The following is a 23,444-nucleotide window of genomic DNA, read 5'->3' on the forward strand; positions in this document are numbered from 1 at the left end:
GCCGGCCCGGCGGCGGCAGCGGCCCGGCCAGCCCGCGCGCGGGGCGGCCGAGCGTCGCCCGGACCAGCAGCGGCAGCGGCTTCAGGCCGGTGTGGTGGCGCAGTTGGGGCAGGCGGCGCAGCGTCCAGAGCGCGCAGGACAGCAGGCGCCACTCCAGCCAGACCGCCAGCAGCGTCACGGCGACCCAGGGCGCGAACGCCGTCGCCTCGCCGTAGGCGCGGACGGTGCCGAGGATGTCGTCCACGTCGTCCCAGGTGGGCGGCCCGGACCAGGCGCGGCGTTCCAGCACCACGTCGGTGAGGTCGCTGACCGCGCCGGCCAGCAGGGCGGCCGCGACCACCAGCAGCACGCCGCGCGCGGTGGGCCCGCGCCGGGGCGAGGCACGCAGCACGGCGTACCCCAGGCCGACGAACAGCAGCAGGAAGACGAGCTGCGGCACCCAGTGCTCGGCGGCGCCGCTGGTGACCACGGTGAACGCGTCCAGGTCGAGGCCGGCCATGCTCAGCTCCAACCTGCGGCCCTCGGCGGCCAGTTGGTGTTGCGCCCAGAGGAGCGTGCCGAACGGCAGGCAGGCGATCAGCACCACCAGCAGGCTGGCCGCTCGGCCGGGTGGTCCCCAGCGCACTCCGGTCACCCCCCGCCGTCTGACTGGAGGTCAGGATAGAGCGAACGGCGAGGGCCGCGCCCCGCGTTGCGCGTGCGCGGGCGCGGCCCCGGGGCCTGCCGGGTGGTCAGGCCAGGTTGCGGCGGGCGATGAGGAGGGCTCCGGCGCCGGCGACGAGCGCGGCTCCGCCGATGCCGGCGGCGACGGGGAGGGCGGGGGAGCCGCCGGTCTCGGCGAGTTCGGCCTCGTCGTCGGAACCGCCCTGTGGTGCGGGGGCGTTGGGCTCCTCGGAGGGCTCGCCGGGCTGGGGCTCATCGGTGGGCTGCCCCGGCTCCTCCGGGTCGGGCTCGCCGGGCGCCTCGTCGCCCCCGGGCACCAGCGCCCACTCGGCCTCGACGCCGTTGGAGAAGTGGCAGACGCTGGTGGTCTCCGGGTCGTAGCCGACGGCGCTGGCGGTGGCGTTCACCCAGCCCGTCCGGTCCTCCAGGGCGCGGGTGCGGATCCGCACCTCGGCGGAGTCGCCGGGCGCCAGCCCATCGACCAGCCCGAAGTGGCCGTCGGCGGCGTCGCTCTCCCACTGGAGTTCGCGCCACTCGCCGTCGTACCGCCACTCCATCGTGAAGCCGAACCCGTCCTCGCCCCCGTCGGCCGCCTCGTACCAGGTGGCGGCGCGCAGGAAGACCAGGCCCAGCGGTGCCTCGCCGGTGTTGGCGACCTCGTAGGTGTACTCGGTCCACTCGGTGGGCGCGGCCTGCCGCTCGGGCACGCCGTTCAGGGAGACCGCCAGCGACTCCTCCTCGGCCTCCGACTGGCACCACGGCAACTCGCCGGCCGGCGGCGGCTCGACGGGGGCCTGGTCGGCGAGGGCGGGGGACGCCGCGAGCAGCAGCCCGGGCCCGACGACCGCGCCGACCACGGTGGCCGCCGCGGTCCGGCGTCCGATGGAACGTCTACGACTCATGCGAACTCTCCTCGTGCCTCGGGCCGTTCGGAATTTCCGGCCCGACACAGGTTCGACGGACGTTCCCCCGCCCGGGTTGCCCCCGCGATGTCACGAGCGTGTCACGAGCCCGTCACCAGGGACGGGAGCAACCGTTCACCGCACGCTCACCCGCACCGGGCCGCCGTGCGGATCGACGTCGCGCAGCACCGATGAGGGAATCCGCAGCACCCGGCCGGGGGCCGCGGGCCAGGGCAGGGTGCGGCGGGCGACGACCCGGCCGTCCTGCCGCACGGTCACCCGGGGCACCCGGACGAACGCGTCGGTCCACAGCAGCAGTCGGTTGCGCGCCGGGGCCGGCGAGTCGGGCCGCAGCACGCTGGGCGCGATCCAGCGCAGCGGGGCCTCGGCGAGGATCGGCACGCCCTCGCCGGTGGTGGGGCGCCCGTCGGCCGCGAGCCAGCGCAGCACCTGTTCCGTCACATGCGCCCCGTCGAGCGCGGCGATGTCCGCCGTGTCCACGGGGTGCAGCAGGTTGCCGACCGCGAAGACGCCGGGCCTGCTGGTCCGCAGCCCCGGGTCAACGCGCGGGCCCAGGGTGTGCGGGTCGAGGTCGATCCCGGCGGACCTGACCAGCTCGTGGTCGGGAATCCAGTCCCCGGTGAAGACGACGGTGTCGCACGCGACGGTCCGCCGCCTCCCGGTGTCCAGGTGCTCGATCTCGACGGCGCTCACGCGTCCCTTCCCGATGATCCGGGTGACCCGGGCGCGGGTGGCGACCGGAACGCCGAGCACGGTGCGGCCGGGAACGGTGAACGCGGCGTAGGACTCGACCTTCGGGTAGCGGCTGACCATCAGCGCGGTGCGGCAGCCCGCCTCGCGCAGCGTCAACACCGCCGACCAGCTGACCAGTTCGCCGCCCACCACCACGGCGCGCTCGCCGACCGTGCCGTGGTGCATGTGCACGATGTTCTGCAACTGGCCGGTGGTCAGCACGCCCTGCGGCCGGTCGCCCGGAACGCGCCGTGCGGTGCGCGGGCGTTCCCGCGCGCCGGTGGCCAGCACCACGGCCCCGGCGGCGATCTCGTACCGGCCGTCGGGGCTGGTGACCTCGACGGTCCGCTCGTCGGACCAGCCGGTGACCATGGCGCGGGTGCGGATCTCGGCGCCGGCCTCGGCGGCGCGCGCCACCAGCGTCCGGGCGTAGGCGGGGCCCGACATCATGCGCCGCAGGTCGCGCAGGCCGTAGCCGGGGTGGTCGCTGTGCCGGGGGATGCCGCCGGCGTCGGCCTCCCGGTCCAGGACCAGGACCCGGCCGGCGACCCGGGGCGCCAGCCGCGCGGCGGCGGTGAGCCCGGCGGGGCCGCCGCCGACGATCAGCACATCGACCGTCTCGCGCCGGGGAGTTGGGGCTTCGGTGGCTCCGGTGGGTTCGGTGGTGCTCATGGCGTGGTGTCCTGTCGCTCGCGCGGGGCGCCCGTGCTCGCCCCTTCGTCCCGTGGGGCCCGCCCGGTCTCCTCGGCCAGCAGCCGGCCGACCTCGGCGCCGCAGAAGAAGCCCTGGCAGCGGCCGTTCATCGCGCGGGTGCGGCGGCGCAGGCCCTCCAGGGTGCGGGCGGGCAGCGTGGCGTGGCAGGCGTCCCTGATCTCGCCCGCCGTGACCCGCTCGCAGAAGCAGACCACGGTGCCGTAGGCGGGGTCGGCGGCGATCCGGGCCGCGTCCTGGTAGGGGCGGAGGGTGGCCTCGCCGATGGTGGCCATCCTGGGCGGCTCGGGGAGGTCGTCGCGGGCGACCAGCGGCAGCCCGGCCTCGGCGAGGAGTGCGGCGGCGTGCTCGGCGATCGCCATCCCGGCGGTCAGCCCGGTCGAACGGATGCCGCCCACCAGCAGATAGCGCTGCTCGGGGGTGACCTCGACGAGGTAGTCCCCGTGTTCGGTCGCGGCCCGCAGCCCGGCGTAGCTGGCGGTGACCTCCTCGGCCAGCAGCCGGGGCATCAGCCGCTCGCCCTTGCCCAGCAGGAAAGCGAAGCCGTCCTCCGAGGTGCCGGTGGCGGCCTTGTCGTCGAGGTCCTCGGAGGTGGGGCCCAGCATCACGTTGCCGTAGATGGTGGGGGAGATCAGCACGCCCTTGCCGCGCGAGGTCGGCACGGGCAGCACGATCCGGTCGGCCAGCGGCCTGGCCAGCTTGTCGAAGACGAACAGCTCGCCCCGGCGCGGGGTGACCGTGAACCGCCGGTGCCCGAGGAGCCCGTCGATCACGTCCGCGCCGAGCCCCGCCGCGTTGACCACCCAACGGGCCCGCACCGCGCCGCCGTTGGTGGTGAGCGTGGTGTGCTCCTCGCCGACCGCGGCCTCGGTGACGGCGTGGTTGAGCAGCACCGTGGTGCCGCGCCGCGCGGCGTCGGTGGCCAGCGCCAGGTTGGTGGTCCAGGTGCAGATGATCGACTCGTCGGGCACGGTGAGCCCGCCGAGCACGCCCTCGCCGAGCGCGGGCAGTTGGGCGTAGACCTCGTCGGGTCCGATGAGCCGGCAGCGGCGGTAGCCGTTGGCCTCGGCCTTCTCTTTCAGGCCCGGCAGGGCGGCCAGCTCCTCCTCGTTCCAGGCGACCAGCACCGCGCCGGTGCGCTCCACGGGGATGCCGGTCCGCTCGGCGTAGTCGCCGAGCAGGGCGTAGCCCCGGGCGACGAGGCGGGCCTCCAGGGTGCCGGGCCTGGCGTCGAAACCGGTGTGCAGGATCGCGGTGTTGGCCTTGCTGGTGCCGTCGCCGACGTCGTCGCGCGCCTCGACCAGGGCCACCGACAGCCGGTGTCCCGACAGTTCGCGGGCGATGGCGGCGCCGACGATGCCGGCGCCGATGACCGCGACGTCGAACACCTCCCCGGGGTCGGGGGCGCCGGGGGCGTCGGGGTCCCGGCTGGCTGAGGTGGGGTCCATGACGGGTGCTTCCTTGTCGTTCTCTGGTGCGTCGTTCTCTGGTGCGGGTGGGGGCGGCGGTGCCGGCCGACGGCGCCCGTTCACCGCGCGGGCAGGCCCGGTTCGGCGGCGCGGCGCCAGCGGTCGCGGAAGGCGGCGGCCCGGTCGGGCGACCAGGCCGGCTCGTAGACCGTGCTCGGGTGCCACGCGCCGACGGCCTCGGCGAGCGGGAGGCCGGGCCGGAGCGCCAGCCGGGCCAGCGCCGCCGCGCCCAGCGGCGTCGCGTGCCCCGACGGGTAGACGTCGACGGGCAGTTGGGCCAGGTCCGCCTGGGCCTGCATCAGGGCGCGGCTGTGGGTGAGGCCGCCGTCGGCGCGCAGCCGGCTCAGCGGCGCGCCGAGGTCGTCGGCGACCAGCCGGCACACCTCGGCGACCTGCGCCGCCACGCCCTCCAGCACGGCGCGGACCAGCTGGCCACGCCCGGTGGCCAGCGTCATGCCGGTGAGGGTCGCGGTGGCGTCCGGGCGCCACCAGGGCGCGGCGAGCCCGGCGAGCGCGGGCACGCAGAGCACGCCCTCGGCGTCCGGGGCGGCCACCGCGTCCAGTTCGCCGGGCGCGGACAGCAGCCCCAGGTCGGTCAGCCAACGGATCGCCGAGGCCGCCGTGTAGACCTGCCCGTCGACGCAGTAGGCGGTCTCGCCGCCGGCCCGCCAGGCGACCGACGAGGTCAGTCCGGAGCGCGAACGGACCGCCCGTGTCCCGGTGTTGGCCAGCAGGAACGCGCCGGTGCCGAAGGTGCACTTGGCGCTGCCCGGCGTCAGGCAGCCCTCGGCGACCAGCGCGGCCTGTTGGTCCACGACCAGCCCGGCGACCGGCACCCGGCCGCCGAACGCCTCGGTGGTGCCGACGATCTCGTCGCAGTCCACCAGCGCGGGCAGCCGTTCCCCGGCGAGCCCGAACAGCTCCAGCAGCTCGCCGTCCCAGGTGAGCGTGTCCACATCCAGCAGCAGGGAGCGGCTGGCGGTGGTCACATCCGTGACGAACGCGCCGGTCAGCCGGTGGACCAGCCAGGTGTCGGTGGTGGTGACCACGCCCTCGCGGGTGCGGTGGCGGCGCAGCCAGGCCATCTTGGGCGCGGAGAAGTACGGGTCGAGGACCAGCCCGGTGCGCCGGGCCACCAGCTCGGCGTGGTCGGCGAGTTCGGCGCAGACCGACTCGGCCCTGCGGTCCTGCCAGACCAGGGCGTCGGTCAGCGGCTCGCCGCTGTCCGGGTCCCAGGCCAGCACGGTCTCGCCCTGGTTGGCGAGGGCCACCGCGTCGACCGGCCGCCCGGCCTCCGCCATCGCGCGCCGCCCGGCGGTCAGCACCGAGTCGAGCAGTTCGTTCGGGTCCTGCTCGACCCGGCCGCCGCCGAGGTAGCGGGGCCGCACCGGCTCCTCGGCGACGGCCAGCGCCGTGCCGTCCTCGGCGACCACGATCGCCTTGGTGCCCGAGGTGCCCTGGTCGATGGCGAGGACGGTGCTCATCGGTCACCGCCGACGCCGGCGGGACGCCCGTCGCCCGACGCCTCGTCCAGATCCCGGTCCAACTCCCGGTCGATGTCCCGCATCTCGGGCATCGACAGGCCGGCCCGGCCCCGGGTGGCCAACAGGTAGAGGAAGTAGACCGCGCCGATCGCGAAGAGCAGCAGGACATACAGCCACGGGTTGCGGAACGAGGCGTCGCGGAAGAGCAGCAGCTCGTAGCCGAGCCAGACGGAGGCGACCACGATCACCGGCAGCTCCCAGCGGCCCAGGGTGAAGCCCTGGCTGGGCGGCAGCGAGCGGCGCTTGACGATGTACATCACGACGGTGCTGGCGTAGATGATCGCCGGCAGCAGGGTCGCGGCCGAGAACAGCTCGAAGAGCGCGTCCGTGGAGCCGGAGAAGCCCAGCAGCACGGCCTGAGCGACGACCAGCATGAAGATCGACGCGTTGAGCGGGGTGCCGCGCCGCCGGTTGACCCGGCGCAGCGCGCGCCAGCCGGGGAAGCGCTCGTCGCGCGACATCGCCCAGACCAGCCGGGTGCCGGAGAGGGTGATCACCAGCCCGCAGGAGAAGATCGACAGCACCACCAGGACCAGCAGCATCTTGCCCACGACGGAGCCGAGCACCGCCGTGATCACGGTGGCCACCGGGGTGTCGGACGCGGCCAGTTCGGCCGGGTCGCCGGCGAGCGCGGTGATGGCGATCAGGAAGAGGAAGCCCAGCACGCCCAGCGAGAGGACCGCCTGGGCCATCGCCCTGGGGATCACGCGGGCCGGCTCCTTGGTCTCCTCGGCGAGGTTGGCCGCCGACTCGAAGCCGACGATGGTGAACGCGCCCAGCAGGAAGGCCAGCGCGAACGGGCCGGCGTGGGTCATGTCGCCCAACGCGTAGTAGCCCGCCGACTCCGCCGGGGCCGACTCGAAGAGGGTGCCGAAGTCCAGCTTGCCGGTGACCGCGCCGACCACGAAGAGCAACACGGTGAGCGAGACCATCCCGATCAGCTGGACGGTGACGGCCACGTTGTTGACCCGGTGGGTGGCCCGGGTGGAGGCGGCCACCAGCACCGCCTGGAGGAGGATCACGACGGCGGTGACGCACCACGCGTTCTGCGCGGTGCCCTGATAGCGGAACAGCTCGGGCAGGATCGTCGAGGCGATGGTGTAGTCGACCGCGACCACCACCACGCCGAGGAAGGCGAACGATATCCAGCCCATGATCCAGCCCCAGACGGGGCCGACGATCCGGGAGACCCACTGGTAGGCGTAGCCGCTGATGGGGATGCGGGCGGCGAGCGCGCCGAAGATCAGCGCCACCGCGAGCTGCCCGACCACCACGATCGGCCAGGCCCAGATGCCGCGCGGTCCCGAGGTGTTGAGGACCGAGCCATAGGCGGTGAAGATTCCGGTCGCGATCGAGACAAAGCCGAAGGCGATCGAGAAGGACGCGTACCAGCCCAGTTCGCGGGCCATCTCCTGCCGGTAGCCGGCCTGGTCGGGGGAGGTGGCGGTGGTCGGGGACGACGGCCGGGGGTCGGCGCCGTCCCTGTGTTGCGCGTTGTCCATGGGGGGTGTTGCCTTTCAGAGCGGTGGAGAGAGGGGAGGCGCGGGATCAGGGCGTGATCACGGCGCCGCCCGCCCGGCCGACGGCCTCGGCCAGCGCCTGGTCCCCCACCAGGTCGGTGACCACCCCGGCGCAGCCGTCGAGATCGCAGACCCGGTGGGGCGCGATCCGACCGTGCTTGCTCGCGTCGGCCAGGACATAGGTGCGAGCGCTTCGGCGGAGTATCGCCGTTTTTGTGGCGATTTCGTCGTAGTGGAAGTCCGTCACCCCGGCCTCGGCGGTCACGCCGCCCGAGCCGATGAAGGCGAGGTCGGCGTTGAGCCCGTCGAAGAACGCGACCGCGCCCGGGCCCGAGCAGGCCAGGTCCCCGCCGCGCACCCGGCCGCCGGGGATCAGCACCTCGACCCCGGGCCGCCCGGCCAACTCGCCGGCCACCAGCAGCGAGGCGGTCGCGACCAGGCCACGGAAGTCGGCCGGCAGCGCCCGGGCCACCTGAACCGCCGTGGTTCCCAGGTCGATCACCACCGTCATGCCGGGGCTGACCAGCCCGGCCGCCGCCCGGCCTATCGCCGCCTTCGCCTCGACGCCGGCCCGCGTCCGTTCGTCGAACGGGGCCTCCTCGCCGGTCAGTCCGCGCGCGACGGACAGGGCGGCCGCCCCGCCGTGCACCCGGCTCAGCGCACCCCGGCTCTCCAGCTGCGCCAGATCCCGCCGCACGGTCTCCGCCGACACCCCCAACTCGGCGGCGAGCGCCTCGGTGCTGAGCGTCCCGGCCTGGTTGACGGCTGCGGTGATCCGCCGGTGACGCTCGGCTGGCAGCATGACGGCCCCCTCGGTGACCGGCCGTCGAGATGACCGGAGCTGTGGATTGATGACTGAACTTAGCCGAGAGTGTGGACTTCTGCCCGAGTCGCGTCAACCCCTTTAGGAAAAGTGACAGAAGAGGGTCGAGGTGATGACGGCTTGTGATCGCACCCGGGGGCGCGCACGCCTCGGCCCCCGCCACCGAGCGCGGGTGGCGGGGGCCGGAGGGGGGTTCGGTCAGGCGGCGGTCCCGGAGGGGGCCGGCGCCGCTCGCTCGGACGAGGGCTCGGCCGGGTCCGCGCTCCGCGCCGGGATCAGCGTGGCCACGGCGGCCGCCGCCAGCGCGACGCCCGCGCCGATCACCATCGCCACCCGGAAGCCGTTCTCCGACGGCAGGGCGAACCCGCCGAACTCCGTGGTCAGTTGGGCCAGCACCACGCCCACCACGGCGGCGGCGACCGAGGTCCCGACCGAACGCATCAGCGTGTTGAAGCTGTTGGCCGACGCCGTCATCGACTGCGGCACCGCGCCCATGATCAACGTGGGCATGGCGCCGTAGGCGAGCCCGACGCCGGAGCAGGAGATCACGGTCACCAGCAGCAGTCCCCAGGTCGAGCCGAGCAGCGGCAGCGACAGGGCGTAGCCGCAGGCGATCACCAGACTGCCCACGGCCAGCGTCACCTTGGGGCCCCTGGCCGCCGACAGCCGGGCGCCGAACGGGGAGAGCGCCATCATCATCAACCCGCCGGGCGCCATCCACAGGCCCATGGCGATCATCGACTGCCCCAGGCCGTAGCCGGTCTCCTCCGGCAGCTGGAGGAGCTGGGGCACGACCAGCGACTGGGCGTACATCGAGAACCCGACCAGCACCGACGCCAGGTTGGTGAAGAGCACCTGCGGGCGGGCCGCCAGCCGCAGGTCCACCAGCGGCTCGGCGAACCTCCACTCCCAGCGGCCCCAGGCCAGCAGCAGCGCGGCGGCCCCGGCGAACAGCCCGAGCGTGGTGGCCGAACCCCAGCCCCAGTCCGAGCCCTTGGAGACGGCGAGCAGCAGGCAGACCAGCCCGCCGCCGAGCCCCAGCGCGCCCACCCCGTCGAACCGCGCGGGCTCGGTCGCCCGCCGGCCGGCCGGCACGAACAGCCAGATCAGCAGGCCGACGACGGCGCTCAGCGCGGCGGCGACCCAGAACAGCGCGCGCCAGCTGGTGTTCTCGGCAACGGCGGCGGAGAACGGCAGCCCCAGCGCGCCGCCGACGCCCATCGAGGCGCTGATCAACGCGATGGCGGTGCCCAGCCGTTCGGGCGGCAGTACGTCGCGCAGCAGGCTCAGGCCCAGCGGGACCACGCCCATGCCAAGGCCCTGGAGGCCACGGCCGACGATCATCGGCGCGACGGACGAGGAGAGCGCGCAGACCACCGAGCCGACCACCAGCGGCGTGACCGAGACCAGCAGCATCCGCCGCTTCCCGTACATGTCGCCGAGCCGGCCCGAGACCGGGGTGGCCACGGCGGCGGCCAGCAGGGTCGCGGTGACCACCCAGGAGGCGTTGGAGGCCGAGGTGTTGAGCAGGGTCGCCAACTCGCCGAGCAGCGGCACCACCAGGGTCTGCATCAGCGCGGCGGTGATGCCGGCGAAGGCGAGGATGCCGATGATGCCACCGGGACGGGCAGTGGGTGGGGAGACGGACACGGGGGTCCCTTCTGGAACGGACGCACGGGGCGCGTGTGACGCGTGGACGACGGGCGATATGCAGCATACATATCGTGTGCATCATGCACGCTGAATGTATCGTGCACATTGCCCGTGGTATACCTGCCTCGGACGACCCCGGGAACAAACCGGCGCCCCGGGTCCGCCGGAAGCAGGAGGACGCGCCCGTGAACAAGCCCATCCGCCGGCTTGAGTTCGAGACGATGTTGCTCGCGCGCCACTCCCACCTGTTCAACGTCCAGGCCCGGCGGGCCAGTCGACGCCTGGACCGCAGCGCCTACGTCCTCCTCAGCCGCATCGAGATCGACGGCCCGATGTCCATCGGGCAGCTCAGCGAGGCGTTCGGCCTCGACTCCTCCACCCTCAACCGGCAGACGGCGGCGATGCTGCGGGCCGGTGTGGTCGAGCGCATCCCGGACCCGGAAGGCGGCATCGCCCGCAAGTTCAGCATCACCGCCGAGGGCCGCCGCCGGCTCACCGAGGACCGGCGGCGGAACACGGAGTCCCTCACCCGGGTCCTCGCCGACTGGACCGCCGACGAGGTCGCGGACTTCACCGCGCTGCTCCAGCGTTTCAACGAGGACATCGAGCGGCTGGAGGGCCGCCCCTGGCCCCGGCCCTGAGCCCGCTCGCTCAGCGCGGCGCCACGCCGGCCGCCCGGGCCAGCACCCCGGCCGTGCGCGCCCCGGCCCGGACGGCTCGCTCGGCGCGCGCCGGAACGCACCGCCCGAGCCCCGGGTCGTACTCGGTCAGGACGACGCCCGCGTGATCGGCGTCGGGCGCGTCCAGCGAGACGGGCCAGCCCCGTTGGGACAGGGCCGCGTGCAGGTGGCGGGTGTGCGCGACGTCCACGATCTCGTCCGCGGTGCCGTGCACCAGCCAGACCGGGAGGGCGTGCCCCGCCGCTTCCGCGCCGTCCAACTCGTCCATCGGCGCGCGGCCCGTCGAGGGCGCCGGCCTGGTGTAACCGCCGGCGATGCCCACCACCGCCCGGGGGTGCCAACCGTCGAGCCCCTCGGCCGCCAGGCCGACGCCGAGCGCCGCCTTCGCGCCCAACGACCAGCCGGCGAGCACCAGCTGCCCCGGGTCCCCGCCCCACTCGGCCGCGCGCTCGCGGGCGAACGCCACCGACTCCCGCAGGTGCGCCCGCCCGCCGTCCGGAGCGTCCGAGCGCCAGTCCGGCACGAGAACCAGCACGCCCGCCGAGGCGGCCAGGCGCGCCAACGGCGCCAGCACCCCGCGTTCGTCCGGGCCCCTGCCGTGCCAGAGCAGCACGACCGGCAGCCCCTCCCCCCGCGCGCCGTCCGGCCGGTGCGCGTCCAGGCGTTGGCCGCTCGGGCCGTAGACGACGCCGTCCACTCCGGTCAGCCGCATCCCGCTCAGCCCAGCCCCTTGAGGAAGTCGAGCAGCAACGCGGCCGTCGCGGCCGGCTGTTCGACCGGGATCAGATGGCCGACCCCGGCCAGCGCGCGCGGCCGCGCGCCGGGGATCGCGCCGGCCAGCCGCTCCGCGACGGCCCGGAAGTCCGGCACGTCCGCCTCGCCGTAGGCCACCAGCGTCGGAACGTCCCAACCGCCCAGCCCGTCGAGGAGTTCGGGCAGGGCGCTCACGCCGTGGCGTTCGGTGAGGTGCTGGTTGACCAGCGAGACCCGCACCGCCTCGCGCACCGCCGCCGCGTGCGCCCGCAGCCCCGTGTCCCAGGAACGGACCGGGCCGCGCACCCACATGTCGAGGTTGAGCGAGACCGCCAGGTCCACGTCCCCGCGCTCCAGCGCGGCCTCCTCGGCGTCCGCGTACGCCGCCACCCCCTCCGACCAGTCGTGGTCCGGCAGCGGCGCGGCCAGCAGCGCCAGGCCGGCGACCCGCCCCGGGCGCAGACCGGTGGCCTCCAACGCCACCCGGCCGCCATAGGAGTTGCCCACCAGGAACGCCCGCTCGGCGCCCACCGCTTCGAGCACCGCCAGCAGGTCCTCGGCGTCGCTGTAGGGCGCCGAGGGCGGTGGCGAGTCGCCGAAGCCGCGCAGGTCGTGGCGGACCACCCGGTAGCGCTCGGCGAGCGCCGGCACCACCCCGTCCCACGAGCGGCGGTCGGCGACCCCCGCGTGCACCAGCGCCACCGTGCCGGCGCCCGGCCCACCCGTGGTCTCCACCGTCAACCGCCCGTGCGGCACCGGCACTTCCTCGACGACTCCCGCGTTCACCCTGACCGCTCCCTGTGTGTGACTGCTGGGCGCACCCTATGGGGCCGGCGGTCCTGGCCCCCGGGAATTTCGGGGCGCGCCGGCCGAACCGTCAGCCGAACTCCAACGCCGTGCCATACCGCCTGCCGACCCGCAGCACGAACAACACCCGGCGTTCGGCGGCCAGTTCGGCCAGGGCGGCGGCCTCGTCCGGTTCGGTCGTCGAGGACGCCGCCGCGCCCTCGGCCGCGGCGGTGCGCGCCAGGATCTCCCGGCCGGCGGCGTCGCCCGCCTCCAGCGTCGGCCCGAGCACCTCGACCGTTCCCTCGGCGACGGCGAACGACCACTCGTCGGGTCCGCGCACATGGAGCGCGGCCCGGCCGTCGGCGAGGAGTTGGCGGGTCTTGAGGCGGTCGGCGGTGCTGGAGACCAGGATCTCGCCGCGTTCGGGCAGCCAGTGGTAGGCCACGGTGGACAGGTGCGGCTCCCCGGTGCGGCGGAGGCTGGCGAGCACCCCGAACCTCCCCGCCGCCAGCAGCTCCGAGGTCTCCGCCTCGGTCAACGGCCTGGGGCCTGGCCTGCGTTGCTCGTCGGTCATGGTCTCGCTCCCTTCGTCGACGCGGTGTCGGGGGCGGTTCACCGGCCGGTGCCGGGACGGCCGGTGCGGCGCGGGAGCACGCTGAGGGCCACCAGCAGGGCCACGACCAGCAGCCCGGCGCCGACTCCGAAGGCCAGTTGGTAGCCCCCGGTCAGGGCCTCGGCCCCCGACAGGCCGGCCGCCAGCCCGTCCTCGGTCCTGGTCGCGGCGAGCGTCGTGAGGACCGCCACGCCGATGGCCATGCCCACCTGCTGGGTGGTGTTGAAGATCCCGGAGACCAGCCCCGCGTCGTCCTCCCGCGCCTCCGACATGCCCAGCGCGGTCAGCGCGGGCAGCGCCAGGCCGAAGCCGGCGGCCAGCGGCAGCAGCGGCAGCACCCGCGTCGCGTACTCGGCGTCGGCCGGCACCCGGGAGAGCAGCGCCAGCATCAGGGCCAGCAACGTCAACCCGGCCACCAGCATCCGCCGTTCGCCGAACCGCGCGTTGAGCCGGGCCGAGACCCCCAGCGAGACCGCGCCGATGGTCACGGCGGCCGGCAGCATGGCCAGCCCGGTGGCCAGCGCGCCGTAGTCCAGGACCTGCTGGAGGTAGAGGGCCAGCATGACCTGGAACGAGAACAGCGCGGCGACCAGCAGCAGTTGCACCAGGTTGGCCCCCGCCACGCTCCGGGAGCGCAGCACCCGCGGCGGCATCAACGGGGTGGCGGCCGTCGCCTGGCGCACCACGAAGCCGGCCAGCAGCGCCAGGCCCACCGCGCCCCACGCCAGGGTGCTCGGCGCGGTCCAACCCACGGACTCGACCCGGACCACCCCGTAGATCCCGGTCACCAGCCCGCCGGTGACCAGCAGCGCGCCGGGCAGGTCGGCGCCGGCGGCAAGCCCAAGGCCCCGGTCGGCGGGCAGCACCCGGCGGGCGAGAAGCAGGATCGCGGCGCCGACGGGGAGGTTGATCAGGAAGATCCAGTGCCAGCTGATGGCGTCCGTGAGGACCCCGCCCAGCACCTGCCCCAGCGAGGCGCCGGCCGCGCCGGTGAAGCTGAACACCGCGATGGCGCCGGCCCGTTCGGACCGCTCGGGGAAGAGGGTGACCAGGATGCCGAGGCTGACGGCGGAGGAGAGCGCGGCGCCCACGCCCTGGAGGGAACGGGCGGCGACCAGCAGCGCGGGTTCGCCGGCCGCGCCGGCGAGCAGCGAGGCGCCGGTGAAGACGGCGATCCCGGCGAGGAAGAGCGAGCGGCGCCCGAGCAGGTCCCCGAGCCGGCCGGCGAGCAGCAGCAGGCTGCCGAAGGCGATCAGATAGGCGTTGACCACCCAGCTCAGCCCGCCCGGCGAGAAGCCGAGGTCGTGCTGGATCGCGGGCAGCGCGACGGTGACGATGCTGCCGTCCAGCACCGTCATCAGGACCGCGCCCGCCAGCACGCCGAGCGCCAACCGGCGGCGCGGGTGGGGGAGTCGGGTCCCGGCGGCGGGTTCGACGCCGTGGTCGGGAGGCGGGGGAACGTGGGTGGGGCTCGGGGCTTGGGACACCGGGGTCTCCTGTCTGACGCGGCGGGCCGCGACGGCCGGGCCGTCCGGGGGACGACGACAGGAGAGACCTTAACAGATGGTTCTGTTGCAGACTATCTTCATCGGTCGGAACGGTGGCCCGCCCGTTCAGCGCCCCCGCTGGCGGGCCCTGCGGGCCGGCTGAGGCGTCTCGGACGGGGTGCCCAACGAGCCCTGGGTCAGCCTTGTCAGCAGGCTCACGAGGGCCTTCGCCTCGGAGTCCCCCAACTCGGCCAGTGCCTCCCGGTGCACCCGGTCCACCACCCGCTGGCTCTGACGCGCCAACTCGGCGCCCTTCTCGGTGACCGCGATGATCCGCGCCCTGCGGTCGGTGCTCGACGGGCGGCGCTCGGCCAGCTCCGCCTCCTCCAGGGCGTCGACGGTCACCACCATCGTCGTCTTGTCCATGTCGCCGATCTCGGCGAGCTGGATCTGGGTGCGCTCCTCCTCCAGGGCGTGGACCAGGACGCAGTGCATCCGCGCGGTCAGCCCCAACTCGGCCAGCGCGGCGGCCATCCGGGTGCGCAGCACATGGCTGGTGTGGTCGAGGAGGTAGGAGAGGTCGGGCTCGTCGCTGGTGGGCGCCATGCTGGTCATGGGGTCGAGGATAGCCAGTCGACTATCCGTTCGCGGATCATCCGCGAACGGACGAAACCGGCGCGGGCCGCCGCGCCCCGCGCCCGTTCGCCGCGGCGGCCTCAGGCGCCGACCGTGCCGTCGACGGCCTCGCGGACCAGGTCGGCGTGCCCGTTGTGCCGGGCGTACTCGTGGATCAGGTGCAGCATCACCAGCCGCAGCGAGACCGGCTCGCCGGTCCTCGCGTGCGGCGCGGTCACGTCGAGCGAGGCGGCCGCCTCCTCGATCCGGCGGGCCGCCGCGACCTCCGCCTCCCAGGCGGCGAACGCCTCCTCGCGGGTGGCGGAAGAGGCGTCGTACGCCGCCTGGAAGTCGCCGCGCTCCGACCAGACCAGCGGGACGTCCTCGCGGTTGATCGTCCGCCGGAACCAGGCGCGTTCCACCTCGGCCATGTGGCGCACCAGCCCGAGCAGGGTCAGGGTCGAGGGCGGCGAGGCCGCGCGCCGCAGCTGCTCGTCGTCCAGCCCCTCGCACTTGAGGGCGAGGGTCGCGCGGTGGAAGTCCAGGTAGGCGCGCAGCATGGTGCGTTCGTCGGCGACCAGGGGCGGGCCGATCCGCTCCACCCGCTGTGGCCGTGCTTCTCCCTCGGGCATCCCCGCACCCTATGCCGGGCCGCCGTCGAGTCCCCGGGCCGGGCCCGCCGACGGGGCGGTGTGTGAAACGTTTTCGCTTTCGCCGGTGCCCCGTTGAGCCCTCGTGGCGGGCAACAAAGCGCCAGGTGGCGACCGTTACAGCGATGGACATGGTCGGCTTTGGTTGCCCTCCCCGTCGAGGAGGGTCATTGATCAAACTCTTGACATGGATCGATACAGCGACAACATTTCCGCCCACGTCCAAACAGATTCACGGGGTGCGGCGTCGCCGTGAGCCCCCGCCCCGAGGAGGTCCGCCGCCGTGGCGCCAGCCGAGTCCCCGTCCCTGGTACAGCTGCGCTCCGCCGGCGTCAGCCTGGTCGTCGACCTCACCGGGCCGCGCCTGCCCCGCGTCCTGCACTGGGGCTCCGACCTGGGCCCGCTCGGCCCCGAGGGGCTCACCGCGCTCGCCGCCAACGGCGCCTTCCCCGCCTCGCCGGGCGACCCCGACGACCCCACCAGAACCGACAACTGGAACATCCCGCCGGCCGTCGGCCTGCTCGCCGAACACGGCGCCGGCTGGCAGGGCTTCCCCGGCCTGCTCGGGCACCGCCCCGGCGGCGCCGACTGGTCCCCGCTGCTGGCCGTCGAGACCGTGGAGGTCATCGCGCCCGCCGGGGACGTCGACGCCGTGGGCCCCGCCCCGCTCCCCGGCCCAGCCCGCGCCATCCGGATCGTCGCCGGCGACCCCGTGGCCGCCCTGGCGCTCACCGTCGAACTGGAGCTGACCGACGCCGGGTTGCTCCGCACCCGCGCCACCGTGCGCAACGACCACCCCGAACTGCCCTACACCCTCGACGGGTTGGGCCTGACCCTGCCCGTGCCCACCCAGGCGGACGAGCTGTTCGACCTCACCGGCCGCTGGACCAGGGAACGCGCCCCGCAGCGCCAGCCGTTCCACCTCGGCTCCTGGACCAGGGAGACCCGCAGGGGCCGCCCCGGGCACGACGCCCCGCTGCTGCTGGCCGCCGGCACCGCCGGCTTCGGCTTCCGGCACGGCGAGATCTGGGCGCTGCACCTGGCCTGGAGCGGCAACCACCGGCTGTGGGCGGAGCGACTGCCCACCGGCCAGGCCGTGTTGGGCGCCGGCGAGCTGCCCATGCCGGGCGAGATCACCCTGGCGCCCGGCGCGCGTTACACCGCGCCCTGGCTCTACGCCGGCCACAGCGACGCCGGCTTCGACGGCCTCACCGCCCGCTTCCACGACCAGCTGCGCGCCCGCCCGCACCACCCGAGGAAGCCCCGGCCCGTGGTCCTCAACACCTGGGAGGCCGTCTACTTCGACCACGACCTGGACCGGCTCAGGCGACTCGCCGACCTCGGCGCCGAGATCGGCGTGGAGCGCTATGTGCTGGACGACGGCTGGTTCAGGGGCCGGCGCGACGACAGCGCCGGGCTCGGCGACTGGTACGTGGACGAGACCGTCTGGCCCGGGGGGCTGCACCCGCTCGTCGACCATGTGCGGGGCCTGGGGCTGGAGTTCGGCCTGTGGGTCGAGCCCGAGATGGTCAACCCGGACTCCGACCTGGCCCGCGCCCACCCCGAGTGGATCATGGCCACCGGCGGCCGGCTCCCCGGCGAGCTGCGCGGTCAGCAGGTCCTCGACCTCACCCACCCCGGGGCCTACGCCCATGTGCACGAGCGGCTCGACGCGCTGCTGACCGAGTACCCCATCGACTACCTCAAGTGGGACCACAACCGCGAGCTGGCCGACGCCGGCCACCAGCCGGGCGGCGAGGCCGCCGTCCACGGCCAGACCCTCGCCGTCTACCGGCTGATGGACCGTCTCAGGGCGGACCACCCCGGGTTGGAGATCGAGTCCTGCTCCGGCGGCGGCGCCAGGGTGGACCTCGGCATCCTGGAACACGCCGACCGGATCTGGGGCAGCGACTGCAACGACGCCCTGGAGCGGCAGTCCATCAACCGCTGGACCACGGCCCTGGTGCCGCCCGAGCTGGTCGGCTCCCACGTCGGCGCCGCCCGTTCCCACACCACCGGACGCACCCACGACCTCGCCTTCCGCGCCGGCACCGCGCTCTTCGGGCACTTCGGCATCGAGTGGGACCTCACCCGGGCCTCCGAACGGGAACGCCGCGAACTGGCCGGCTGGATCGCCCACTACAAGCGGCTGCGCGGCCTGCTGCACGGCGGTCGGGTGGTCCGCGTCGACCACCCCGACCCGGCGCTGTGGGTGCACGGCGTCGTCGCGCCCGACCGCGCCGAGGCCGTCTTCGCCCTGGTCGCCGTCGGCACCTCCGCGACCTGGCCGCACGGCCGGGTGCGGCTGCCCGGGCTCGACCCGGCGGCCGGCTACCGGCTGGCGGTGCTGCCGCCCGGCCTGGAGACGCCGGGCCTCGGCCGGGGCCGCCCCGCCTGGTGCGGCGATGAGGGCGCGACCGGGCTGCGCGGCTCCGTGCTGGAGCGGGCCGGCCTCCAACTGCCCACCCTCCACCCCGAACAGCTCGTACTGCTCCACCTCACGAAGGAGTGAGTGATGGCATCCGCCGCCCCCACCGTCCCCGGTGCGGCCAGCGGAGAAACGAAGCTCCTACGGGGCAGGGAAGGAAGGCCGGTTCGTCGTCGGGACGGACCGGCGTCCAGCGGCCGAGAGCCGCCATACGCTCGGGAGTTGCTACGGTGTGAGGTGTGGCGCGGCAGGTCAGGCGGGCTTTCCGGTACCGCTTCTATCCCACGAGCGAGCAGGCGGCGGAGTTGTCGCGCACGTTCGGCTGTGTCCGCCTCGTCTACAACAGGGCGCTGGAGGAACGCACCCGCGCCCGGCACGGCGAGCAACGCCGCGTCTCCTACGCGGAGTCCTCGGCGATGCTCACGGAGTGGAAGAAGACCGACGAACTGGCCTTCCTGACGGAGGTGTCGTGCGTCCCGCTCCAGCGGGCGCCGCGGCATCTCCAGGGGCGTTCACCGGCTTCTTCGCCCAGCGGGCGAAGTACCCGCGTTTCAAGTCGAGGAAGCGGTCGCGTGCTTCGGCTGAGTACACCCGCTCCGCGTTCACGTGGCGTGATGGGCAACTGACGCTGGCGAAGATGGCCGGGCCGCTGGACATCCGTTGGTCGCGTCCCCTGCCCGAGGGCGCGAGTCCTTCGACGGTGACGGTCTCCCGCGACGCCGCAGGCCGTTGGTTTGTCTCGATGCTGTGCGAGGACATCATCGCCCCGGCCCCCGCGACCGCGAGCGCGGTCGGTGTCGACGTCGGGATCACGTCCCTGGTGACGCTGTCCACCGGGGAGAAGATCACCAACCCGAAGCACGAGCGCCGGGACCGCGCCCGCCTGGCCAAGGCGCGACGTGAACTGTCCCGCAAGGCGAAGGGCTCGGCCAACCGAGAGAAAGCCCGCCGCGAGGTCGCCAAGATCCACGCCAGGATCGCCGACCGGCGTCGGGACCACCTGCACAAGCTGTCGACTCGGCTCGTCCGTGAGAACCAGACGGTCGTGATCGAGGACCTGACCGTCCGCAACCTGCTGAAGAACCACTCCCTCGCCCGTGCCATCTCCGACGCGGCCTGGCGGGAGCCGCGCTCCAAGCTGGAGTACAAGGCGGCCTGGTACGGGCGGGAACTCGTCGTGATCGACCGCTGGTTCCCCAGCTCGAAGCTGTGCGGGCCTGCGGCACGCTCGCTGCGAAACTGCCGCTGAACATCCGGACATGGACCTGTGAGTGCGGCACGGTGCATGACCGTGATGTCAACGCGGCACGTACCATTCTGGCGGCCGGGCTGGCCGCGTCTGCCTGTGGAGACGGTGTAGGACCTCAACGGGAGTCCTCCCGGACGGGGCAGTGGCCGCGATCACGCAACCCGCGCTGGAGTCGGTGATGTCGGGGCAGGCGTCGGTGGACTCGTTCACCCGCGTCAACGAGCAGGTCAACCGGCTCTTCGAGTAGGCGCGTTGTGCGGCGGGCCGTTCCGGCCCCTCGGCGCCGGCGGGCGGCGAGGGGTACAGCCTGCCGTAGTGTGCCGCCCCACCCGGTGACGGAGACTGAGGACCGTGCGATGGACGAACCTGGGGCGCGAGGCCCTCTACACGCTGGTCGGGCTGGTGTCGGCGATAGCCACGCTGCTGGTCTTCCCGCTGCTGGCCGTCGGTTTCCTGTCCACCGTGGTGGGCGGCCTGGGGCTGTGGCTGCTGCCCTGGCTGGTGCTCGGCCTGGTCCGATGGGCCGAGGCCCATCGGCGGCGCGCCGCCGCCGTGTTGGGGGAGCCCGACGTTCCCCGGCGGGCGACGCTGCCGAGCGGCGTCGGCGCCCGGTGGCGCTGGCTCGCGTCGGACCCGGAGGTCCGCCGTGCGCTGCGCTGGGCGCCCCGCTTCCTGGGCGGGGCCCTGCCGCTGGGGCTCTTCGGGCTGCTGTGCGTCGGCGGGCTGCTCGGCACGGTGGTCGTGGTGGCGCTCTGGCCGCTGCTGCCCGAGGGCGAGGCCGGCCTGTTGGCGCTGCCCGTCGAGAGCTGGGGCGCGGCGCTCCTCCAGGGCGGGGCGCAGTTCGCGCTGCTGGCCGCGCTCACCCGCTGGGTGCTGCCGCCCTTCACCCGCTGGCAGGCGCGGGACAGCCTGGCCGCCCTGACGCCCACGGCCGAGGAGCGCCTCGCGGAGCGGGTCGACGAGCTGACCGAGAGCCGCGCCGGGGTGCTGGACGCGCACGGCGCCGAACTGCGGCGCATCGAACGTGACCTGCACGACGGCACCCAGGCCCGGCTGGTCGCCATCGCCCTGCGGCTCGGCGTGGCGAGGGAGGAACTGCCGGCTGACTCGGGCACGTTGGGGCGCCTGCTGGCGGAGGCACACGAGGGCGCTGAGGAGGCGATGACCGAACTGCGCGGGGTGATTCGCTCCATGTATCCGCCGATCCTCGCCGACCGTGGCCTCCAGGGGGCGTTGACCTCGGTCGCGGCCGGGGCCGCCGTGCGGACCGAGCTGGAACTGGGGGAGCTGGGCCGACTGCCGGCGGCGGTCGAGGCCGCCGCGTACTTCGTGGTCACCGAGTCCCTGACCAATGTCGCCAAGCACAGCGGGTCGGACCGGGCCCGGGTCCGGCTGACCAGGAACGGCGACCGGCTGCTGACGGAGATCGCGGACGGCGGCGTCGGAGGCGTCGACGAGAGCAGGGGTTCGGGCGTGGTGGGCATCCGCCGCCGGGTCGCGGCCCTGGACGGGACCGTGACCGTGGACAGCCCCGTCGGCGGTCCCACCGTGGTGCGGGCGGAGCTGCCGTGCGGGTCGTGATCGCCGAGGACAACGTGCTGCTCTCGGCCGGGCTGCGACTCGTCCTGGAGACCAGGGGAATCGAGGTGGCCGACGTGGTCACCGACGCCCCCGGCCTGCTGGCCGCCGTCGCCGCGCACCGCCCCGACGTCGTGATCGCCGACGTGCGGCTGCCGCCCTCGTTCCGCGACGAGGGGGTGCGGGCCGCGCTCGAACTCCGCGCCGAGCGCCCCGGGTTGCCGATCCTGGTGCTCTCGCAGTACGTGGAGCGGGTCTACGCCAGGGAGCTGCTCTCCAACGGCCGAGGCGGAGTCGGCTATCTGTTGAAGGACCGGGTCAGCCGCGTGGGGGAGTTCCTGGAGGCGCTGCGCCGGGTGGCGGACGGCGGCACCGTGTTGGACCCCGAGGTCGTCGCCCAGCTGATGGCCGGCAGCCGCGCCCTTCCGATCGACCGCCTCACGCCCAGGGAGCGGGAGGTCCTGACGCTGATGGCCCAGGGGCTGGCCAACGCGGAGATCGGGCAACGGCTGGGCATCACCGACAACGCGGTGCAGAAGCACATCGGGAACATCTTCGGCAAGCTGGGTCTGCCGGCCGACGAGGGAGGCCACCGCCGGGTGTTGGCCGTGCTCACCTTCCTGGACAGCCGGCGCTGAGCCGGGCGCCGCCGCAGGCCGTGCTCCGTCCGGCCCTGACCCGAGCCGGCGGAGATGCCTCGATCACGCACGGGAGATGGGCATGTCCCGGCGCCGCGCGGCCGACGGAGATCTCCGGTGGCCGCCGGGCCCTGCGGGCCGGCTCAGCTCGCCCGGCCCTGCCGGGCGAGCGTCCCTCGGAACGTCGTGCGGTAGGCACTCGGCGAGGTGCCCAGCGCAGCGTGGAAGTGTTGGCGCAGGTTCGCGGCCGTGCCGAGCCCCGCGCGTTCCGCGACGCGGTCCACGGACAGGTCCGAGTCCTCCAGCAACTCCCGCGCGAAGCGCATCCGTTGCTCGGTCAGCCACGCCATCGGCGCCATCCCGACCTCGGTCCGGAAGCGGCGGGTGAAGTTGCGCACGCTCATCGCCTCCCGTTCCGCCAGCATGGCCAGGGTGATCGGCTCGCCCAGCCGCCGCAGCGCCCACGCGCGGGCCGCCGCCGTGCCGGGGGAGGCGGGCTGGGGAACGGGCTCCCTGATGTACTGCGTCTGCCCGCCCTCGCGGTGCGGCGGCACCACGGTGCGGCGGGCGACGTCGTTGGCCACCGCCATCCCGTGGTCGCGGCGGATCATGTGCAGGCACAGGTCGATGCCGGCGGCGCAGCCGGCTGAGGTCAACACGGCGCCGCCGTCCGTGTAGAGGACGTCCCGGTCGAGGGTGACCCGGGGGAAGAGCCGGGCGAAGGACTCCGAGTAGCGCCAGTGAGTGGTCGCGGTGTGCCCGTCGAGCAGCCCGGCGGAGGCCAGCACGAACGCGCCGGTGCAGATCGAGGCGACCCTGGCGCCCGGGCGCAGCCGGGCGAACGCGCGGGCCAACGGCCGCGTCAGCTCCGGCCGTTGCTGGACGTAGTCCTCGGGCGAGGAGAGCACCACCACGGTGTCGGCCTCGGCCAGCGCCTCCGGGCCGTGGCGGACGGTGAGGGTGAAGTCGCCGTCGGTCTCCAGCTCGCCAGGCTCCGTGGCGCAGGTCAGCACCTCGTAGAGCGGCTCGCCGGTCACCGTGCCGCCCGCTCTGGCCTGGCCGAAGAGCTGGTGCACGATGCCCAGTTCGAGGCTGAGCAGACGGGGGCGGGCCAGGACCGCGACCCGGTGGCGGGGCGTGGCCGGCTGTCCGGGGGCCTCGGGTGTCGTGAGGGTGCTCATGGCCCGATTGTTGCGCATCTGGTCCATCGGGACACTGGGCGGGGGGCCGGGCGCGGCCGAGTCTGGGGGCATGACCTGCGAGACGCTGCCTGAGGAAGCCCCCACGACCGCCGCCGTTCCCCTCGCCAGGGTTCGGCGCCCGCACCGCGCGTGGGGGATCGCGGCGGTGGCGGGCGTCGCCATCGTCACCGCCGGGGCGTTCTCGACGGTGCCGGGGCTGTTGGTGACGCCGCTGCACGCGGAGTTCGGCTGGGACCGGGGGCGGATCGCGCTGGCCACCGCCGTCAACATGGTGCTCTACGGCGTGACGGCGCCGTTCGCCGCCGCAGCGATGGACCGGTTCGGGGTGCGCCGGGTGGTGCTGGCCGCCCTCGGCCTGGTCGGCTTCGGCGCGCTGCTCACCTCCGTGATGACGGCCGCCTGGCAACTCACCCTTTACTGGGGGGTGTTGATCGGTCTTGGCACCGGCAGCCTGACCATGACCTTCGCGGCGACGGTCAGCGCCAACTGGTTCCACGCCCGGCGCGGGATGGTGACCGGCGGGCTGAGCGCGGCGAGCCACCTCGGGCAGCTCCTCTTCCTGCCGCTGCTGGCGACCTCCGTCGACCGCCTCGGCTGGCGGCCGCCGGTGGTGACGCTCGCCCTGGTCGCGCTGGCGGTCGCGGCGCTGGCCGCGCTGGCGCTGCGCGACCACCCGGCGGACGTGGGCGTCGCGCCCTACGGGGCCGCGCGCCCCGTGCCCCGG

At 74.4% G+C, this 23,444-nt stretch carries 19 protein-coding genes and 2 pseudogenes; 6 read left to right on the forward strand and 15 right to left on the reverse strand.

All coding sequences use genetic code 11. The annotated features are described in order from the left end of the window. The 8 genes and pseudogenes from EBN88_RS17090 to EBN88_RS17125 all read right to left on the reverse strand — a co-directional run. A pseudogene (locus EBN88_RS17090) lies at positions 1-625 on the reverse strand (hypothetical protein); the annotation flags it as partial. Positions 626-731: 106 nt separating this feature from the next. Further along, entirely contained in the window at positions 732-1,565 is an 834-nt protein-coding gene (locus EBN88_RS17095) for an LAETG motif-containing sortase-dependent surface protein (RefSeq protein ID WP_122184758.1), read from the reverse strand. A 135-nt stretch (positions 1,566-1,700) separates the two neighbouring features. Next, positions 1,701-2,990, reverse strand: a complete 1,290-nt coding sequence (locus EBN88_RS17100; protein ID WP_122184759.1) for an NAD(P)/FAD-dependent oxidoreductase — start codon at positions 2,988-2,990, stop codon at positions 1,701-1,703. Then, positions 2,987-4,477, reverse strand: a complete 1,491-nt coding sequence (locus EBN88_RS17105; protein ID WP_122184760.1) for an NAD(P)/FAD-dependent oxidoreductase — start codon at positions 4,475-4,477, stop codon at positions 2,987-2,989. The genes EBN88_RS17100 and EBN88_RS17105 overlap by 4 nt, the downstream gene beginning before the upstream one ends. An 80-nt stretch (positions 4,478-4,557) precedes the next feature. Further along, complete coding sequence (locus EBN88_RS17110; protein WP_122184761.1) at positions 4,558-5,982, reverse strand: FGGY family carbohydrate kinase; 1,425 nt, start codon at positions 5,980-5,982, stop codon at positions 4,558-4,560. Continuing rightward, positions 5,979-7,544 (reverse strand): APC family permease, encoded by a 1,566-nt coding sequence (locus EBN88_RS17115; RefSeq protein ID WP_122184762.1) that lies wholly within the window; start codon positions 7,542-7,544, stop codon positions 5,979-5,981. Before EBN88_RS17115 ends, EBN88_RS17110 begins: the two co-directional genes overlap by 4 nt. A gap of 46 nt (positions 7,545-7,590) precedes the next feature. Then, positions 7,591-8,364 carry a DeoR/GlpR family DNA-binding transcription regulator gene (locus EBN88_RS17120; RefSeq protein ID WP_122184763.1) on the reverse strand — a complete coding sequence of 258 codons (774 nt, stop codon included), beginning with the start codon at positions 8,362-8,364 and terminating at the stop codon, positions 7,591-7,593. Between the two features lie 219 nt (positions 8,365-8,583). Next, a complete protein-coding gene (locus tag EBN88_RS17125) occupies positions 8,584-10,035 on the reverse strand; it encodes an MFS transporter (protein ID WP_122184764.1) in 1,452 nt (483 codons plus the stop codon). 188 nt (positions 10,036-10,223) lie between these two features. Between EBN88_RS17125 and EBN88_RS17130 the strand changes: the two genes are divergently transcribed. Continuing rightward, positions 10,224-10,679 carry a MarR family winged helix-turn-helix transcriptional regulator gene (locus EBN88_RS17130; RefSeq protein WP_233580745.1) on the forward strand — a complete coding sequence of 152 codons (456 nt, stop codon included), beginning with the start codon at positions 10,224-10,226 and terminating at the stop codon, positions 10,677-10,679. Positions 10,680-10,689: 10 nt separating this feature from the next. Here EBN88_RS17130 and EBN88_RS17135 read toward each other — a convergent pair whose 3' ends face one another. The 6 genes from EBN88_RS17135 to EBN88_RS17160 form a co-directional block, all read right to left on the reverse strand. Next, entirely contained in the window at positions 10,690-11,430 is a 741-nt protein-coding gene (locus EBN88_RS17135; RefSeq protein WP_122184766.1) for an alpha/beta hydrolase, read from the reverse strand. A 5-nt stretch (positions 11,431-11,435) separates the two neighbouring features. After that, positions 11,436-12,257, reverse strand: a complete 822-nt coding sequence (locus EBN88_RS17140; RefSeq protein WP_122184767.1) for an alpha/beta fold hydrolase — start codon at positions 12,255-12,257, stop codon at positions 11,436-11,438. A gap of 91 nt (positions 12,258-12,348) precedes the next feature. Further along, on the reverse strand, positions 12,349-12,834 hold the full coding sequence (locus EBN88_RS17145) for a pyridoxamine 5'-phosphate oxidase family protein (RefSeq protein ID WP_122184768.1): 486 nt from the start codon (positions 12,832-12,834) through the stop codon (positions 12,349-12,351). 38 nt (positions 12,835-12,872) lie between these two features. Beyond that, the gene (locus EBN88_RS17150) at positions 12,873-14,231 is read right to left on the reverse strand and encodes an MFS transporter (protein ID WP_122184775.1); all 1,359 of its coding nucleotides are present in this window, start codon (positions 14,229-14,231) and stop codon (positions 12,873-12,875) included. A 255-nt stretch (positions 14,232-14,486) separates the two neighbouring features. After that, on the reverse strand, positions 14,487-14,975 hold the full coding sequence (locus EBN88_RS17155; RefSeq protein ID WP_122184769.1) for a MarR family winged helix-turn-helix transcriptional regulator: 489 nt from the start codon (positions 14,973-14,975) through the stop codon (positions 14,487-14,489). Between the two features lie 101 nt (positions 14,976-15,076). Next, positions 15,077-15,607, reverse strand: coding sequence for a DinB family protein (locus EBN88_RS17160; protein ID WP_122184770.1), 531 nt, complete (start codon positions 15,605-15,607; stop codon positions 15,077-15,079). 301 nt (positions 15,608-15,908) lie between these two features. Here EBN88_RS17160 and EBN88_RS17165 point away from each other — a divergent pair, with 301 nt between their 5' ends. The 4 genes and pseudogenes from EBN88_RS17165 to EBN88_RS17180 all read left to right on the forward strand — a co-directional run bounded on the left by EBN88_RS17165 (position 15,909) and on the right by EBN88_RS17180 (position 21,518). Beyond that, a complete protein-coding gene (locus tag EBN88_RS17165; RefSeq protein ID WP_122184771.1) occupies positions 15,909-18,137 on the forward strand; it encodes an alpha-galactosidase in 2,229 nt (742 codons plus the stop codon). A 155-nt stretch (positions 18,138-18,292) separates the two neighbouring features. Next, positions 18,293-19,481 (forward strand): annotated as a pseudogene (locus tag EBN88_RS17170) (RNA-guided endonuclease InsQ/TnpB family protein). Positions 19,482-19,653: 172 nt separating this feature from the next. Beyond that, positions 19,654-20,883, forward strand: a complete 1,230-nt coding sequence (locus tag EBN88_RS17175; RefSeq protein ID WP_122184772.1) for a sensor histidine kinase — start codon at positions 19,654-19,656, stop codon at positions 20,881-20,883. Beyond that, positions 20,871-21,518, forward strand: a complete 648-nt coding sequence (locus tag EBN88_RS17180) for a response regulator transcription factor (protein WP_122184773.1) — start codon at positions 20,871-20,873, stop codon at positions 21,516-21,518. Before EBN88_RS17175 ends, EBN88_RS17180 begins: the two co-directional genes overlap by 13 nt. A 143-nt stretch (positions 21,519-21,661) precedes the next feature. Here EBN88_RS17180 and EBN88_RS17185 read toward each other — a convergent pair whose 3' ends face one another. Next, a complete protein-coding gene (locus EBN88_RS17185; RefSeq protein ID WP_233580746.1) occupies positions 21,662-22,699 on the reverse strand; it encodes a GlxA family transcriptional regulator in 1,038 nt (345 codons plus the stop codon). Positions 22,700-22,769: 70 nt separating this feature from the next. On the opposite strand from EBN88_RS17185, the gene EBN88_RS17190 reads away from it, so the two are divergent. Then, positions 22,770-23,444: MFS transporter (locus EBN88_RS17190; RefSeq protein ID WP_199742400.1), on the forward strand; the 675-nt coding region annotated here is incomplete at its 3' end.

Origin of the sequence: Streptomyces triticirhizae, from assembly GCF_003696235.1 — a bacterium.
In the GTDB taxonomy this organism is placed as follows: domain Bacteria; phylum Actinomycetota; class Actinomycetes; order Streptomycetales; family Streptomycetaceae; genus Streptomyces; species Streptomyces triticirhizae.

Bases quoted from the DNA above. Each gene is read 5' to 3' on its own strand.
- EBN88_RS17115 (WP_122184762.1), bottom strand. From the start codon at position 7,544: ATGGACAACGCGCAACACAGGGACGGCGCCGACCCCCGGCCGTCGTCC.
- EBN88_RS17155 (WP_122184769.1), bottom strand. From the start codon at position 14,975: ATGACCAGCATGGCGCCCACCAGCGACGAGCCCGACCTCTCCTACCTC.
- EBN88_RS17100 (WP_122184759.1), bottom strand. From the start codon at position 2,990: ATGAGCACCACCGAACCCACCGGAGCCACCGAAGCCCCAACTCCCCGG.
- EBN88_RS17160 (WP_122184770.1), bottom strand. From the start codon at position 15,607: ATGCCCGAGGGAGAAGCACGGCCACAGCGGGTGGAGCGGATCGGCCCG.
- EBN88_RS17185 (WP_233580746.1), bottom strand. From the start codon at position 22,699: ATGAGCACCCTCACGACACCCGAGGCCCCCGGACAGCCGGCCACGCCC.
- EBN88_RS17150 (WP_122184775.1), bottom strand. From the start codon at position 14,231: ATGACGGTGCTGGACGGCAGCATCGTCACCGTCGCGCTGCCCGCGATC.
- EBN88_RS17110 (WP_122184761.1), bottom strand. From the start codon at position 5,982: ATGAGCACCGTCCTCGCCATCGACCAGGGCACCTCGGGCACCAAGGCG.
- EBN88_RS17135 (WP_122184766.1), bottom strand. From the start codon at position 11,430: ATGCGGCTGACCGGAGTGGACGGCGTCGTCTACGGCCCGAGCGGCCAA.
- EBN88_RS17095 (WP_122184758.1), bottom strand. From the start codon at position 1,565: ATGAGTCGTAGACGTTCCATCGGACGCCGGACCGCGGCGGCCACCGTG.
- EBN88_RS17145 (WP_122184768.1), bottom strand. From the start codon at position 12,834: ATGACCGACGAGCAACGCAGGCCAGGCCCCAGGCCGTTGACCGAGGCG.
- EBN88_RS17105 (WP_122184760.1), bottom strand. From the start codon at position 4,477: ATGGACCCCACCTCAGCCAGCCGGGACCCCGACGCCCCCGGCGCCCCC.
- EBN88_RS17120 (WP_122184763.1), bottom strand. From the start codon at position 8,364: ATGCTGCCAGCCGAGCGTCACCGGCGGATCACCGCAGCCGTCAACCAG.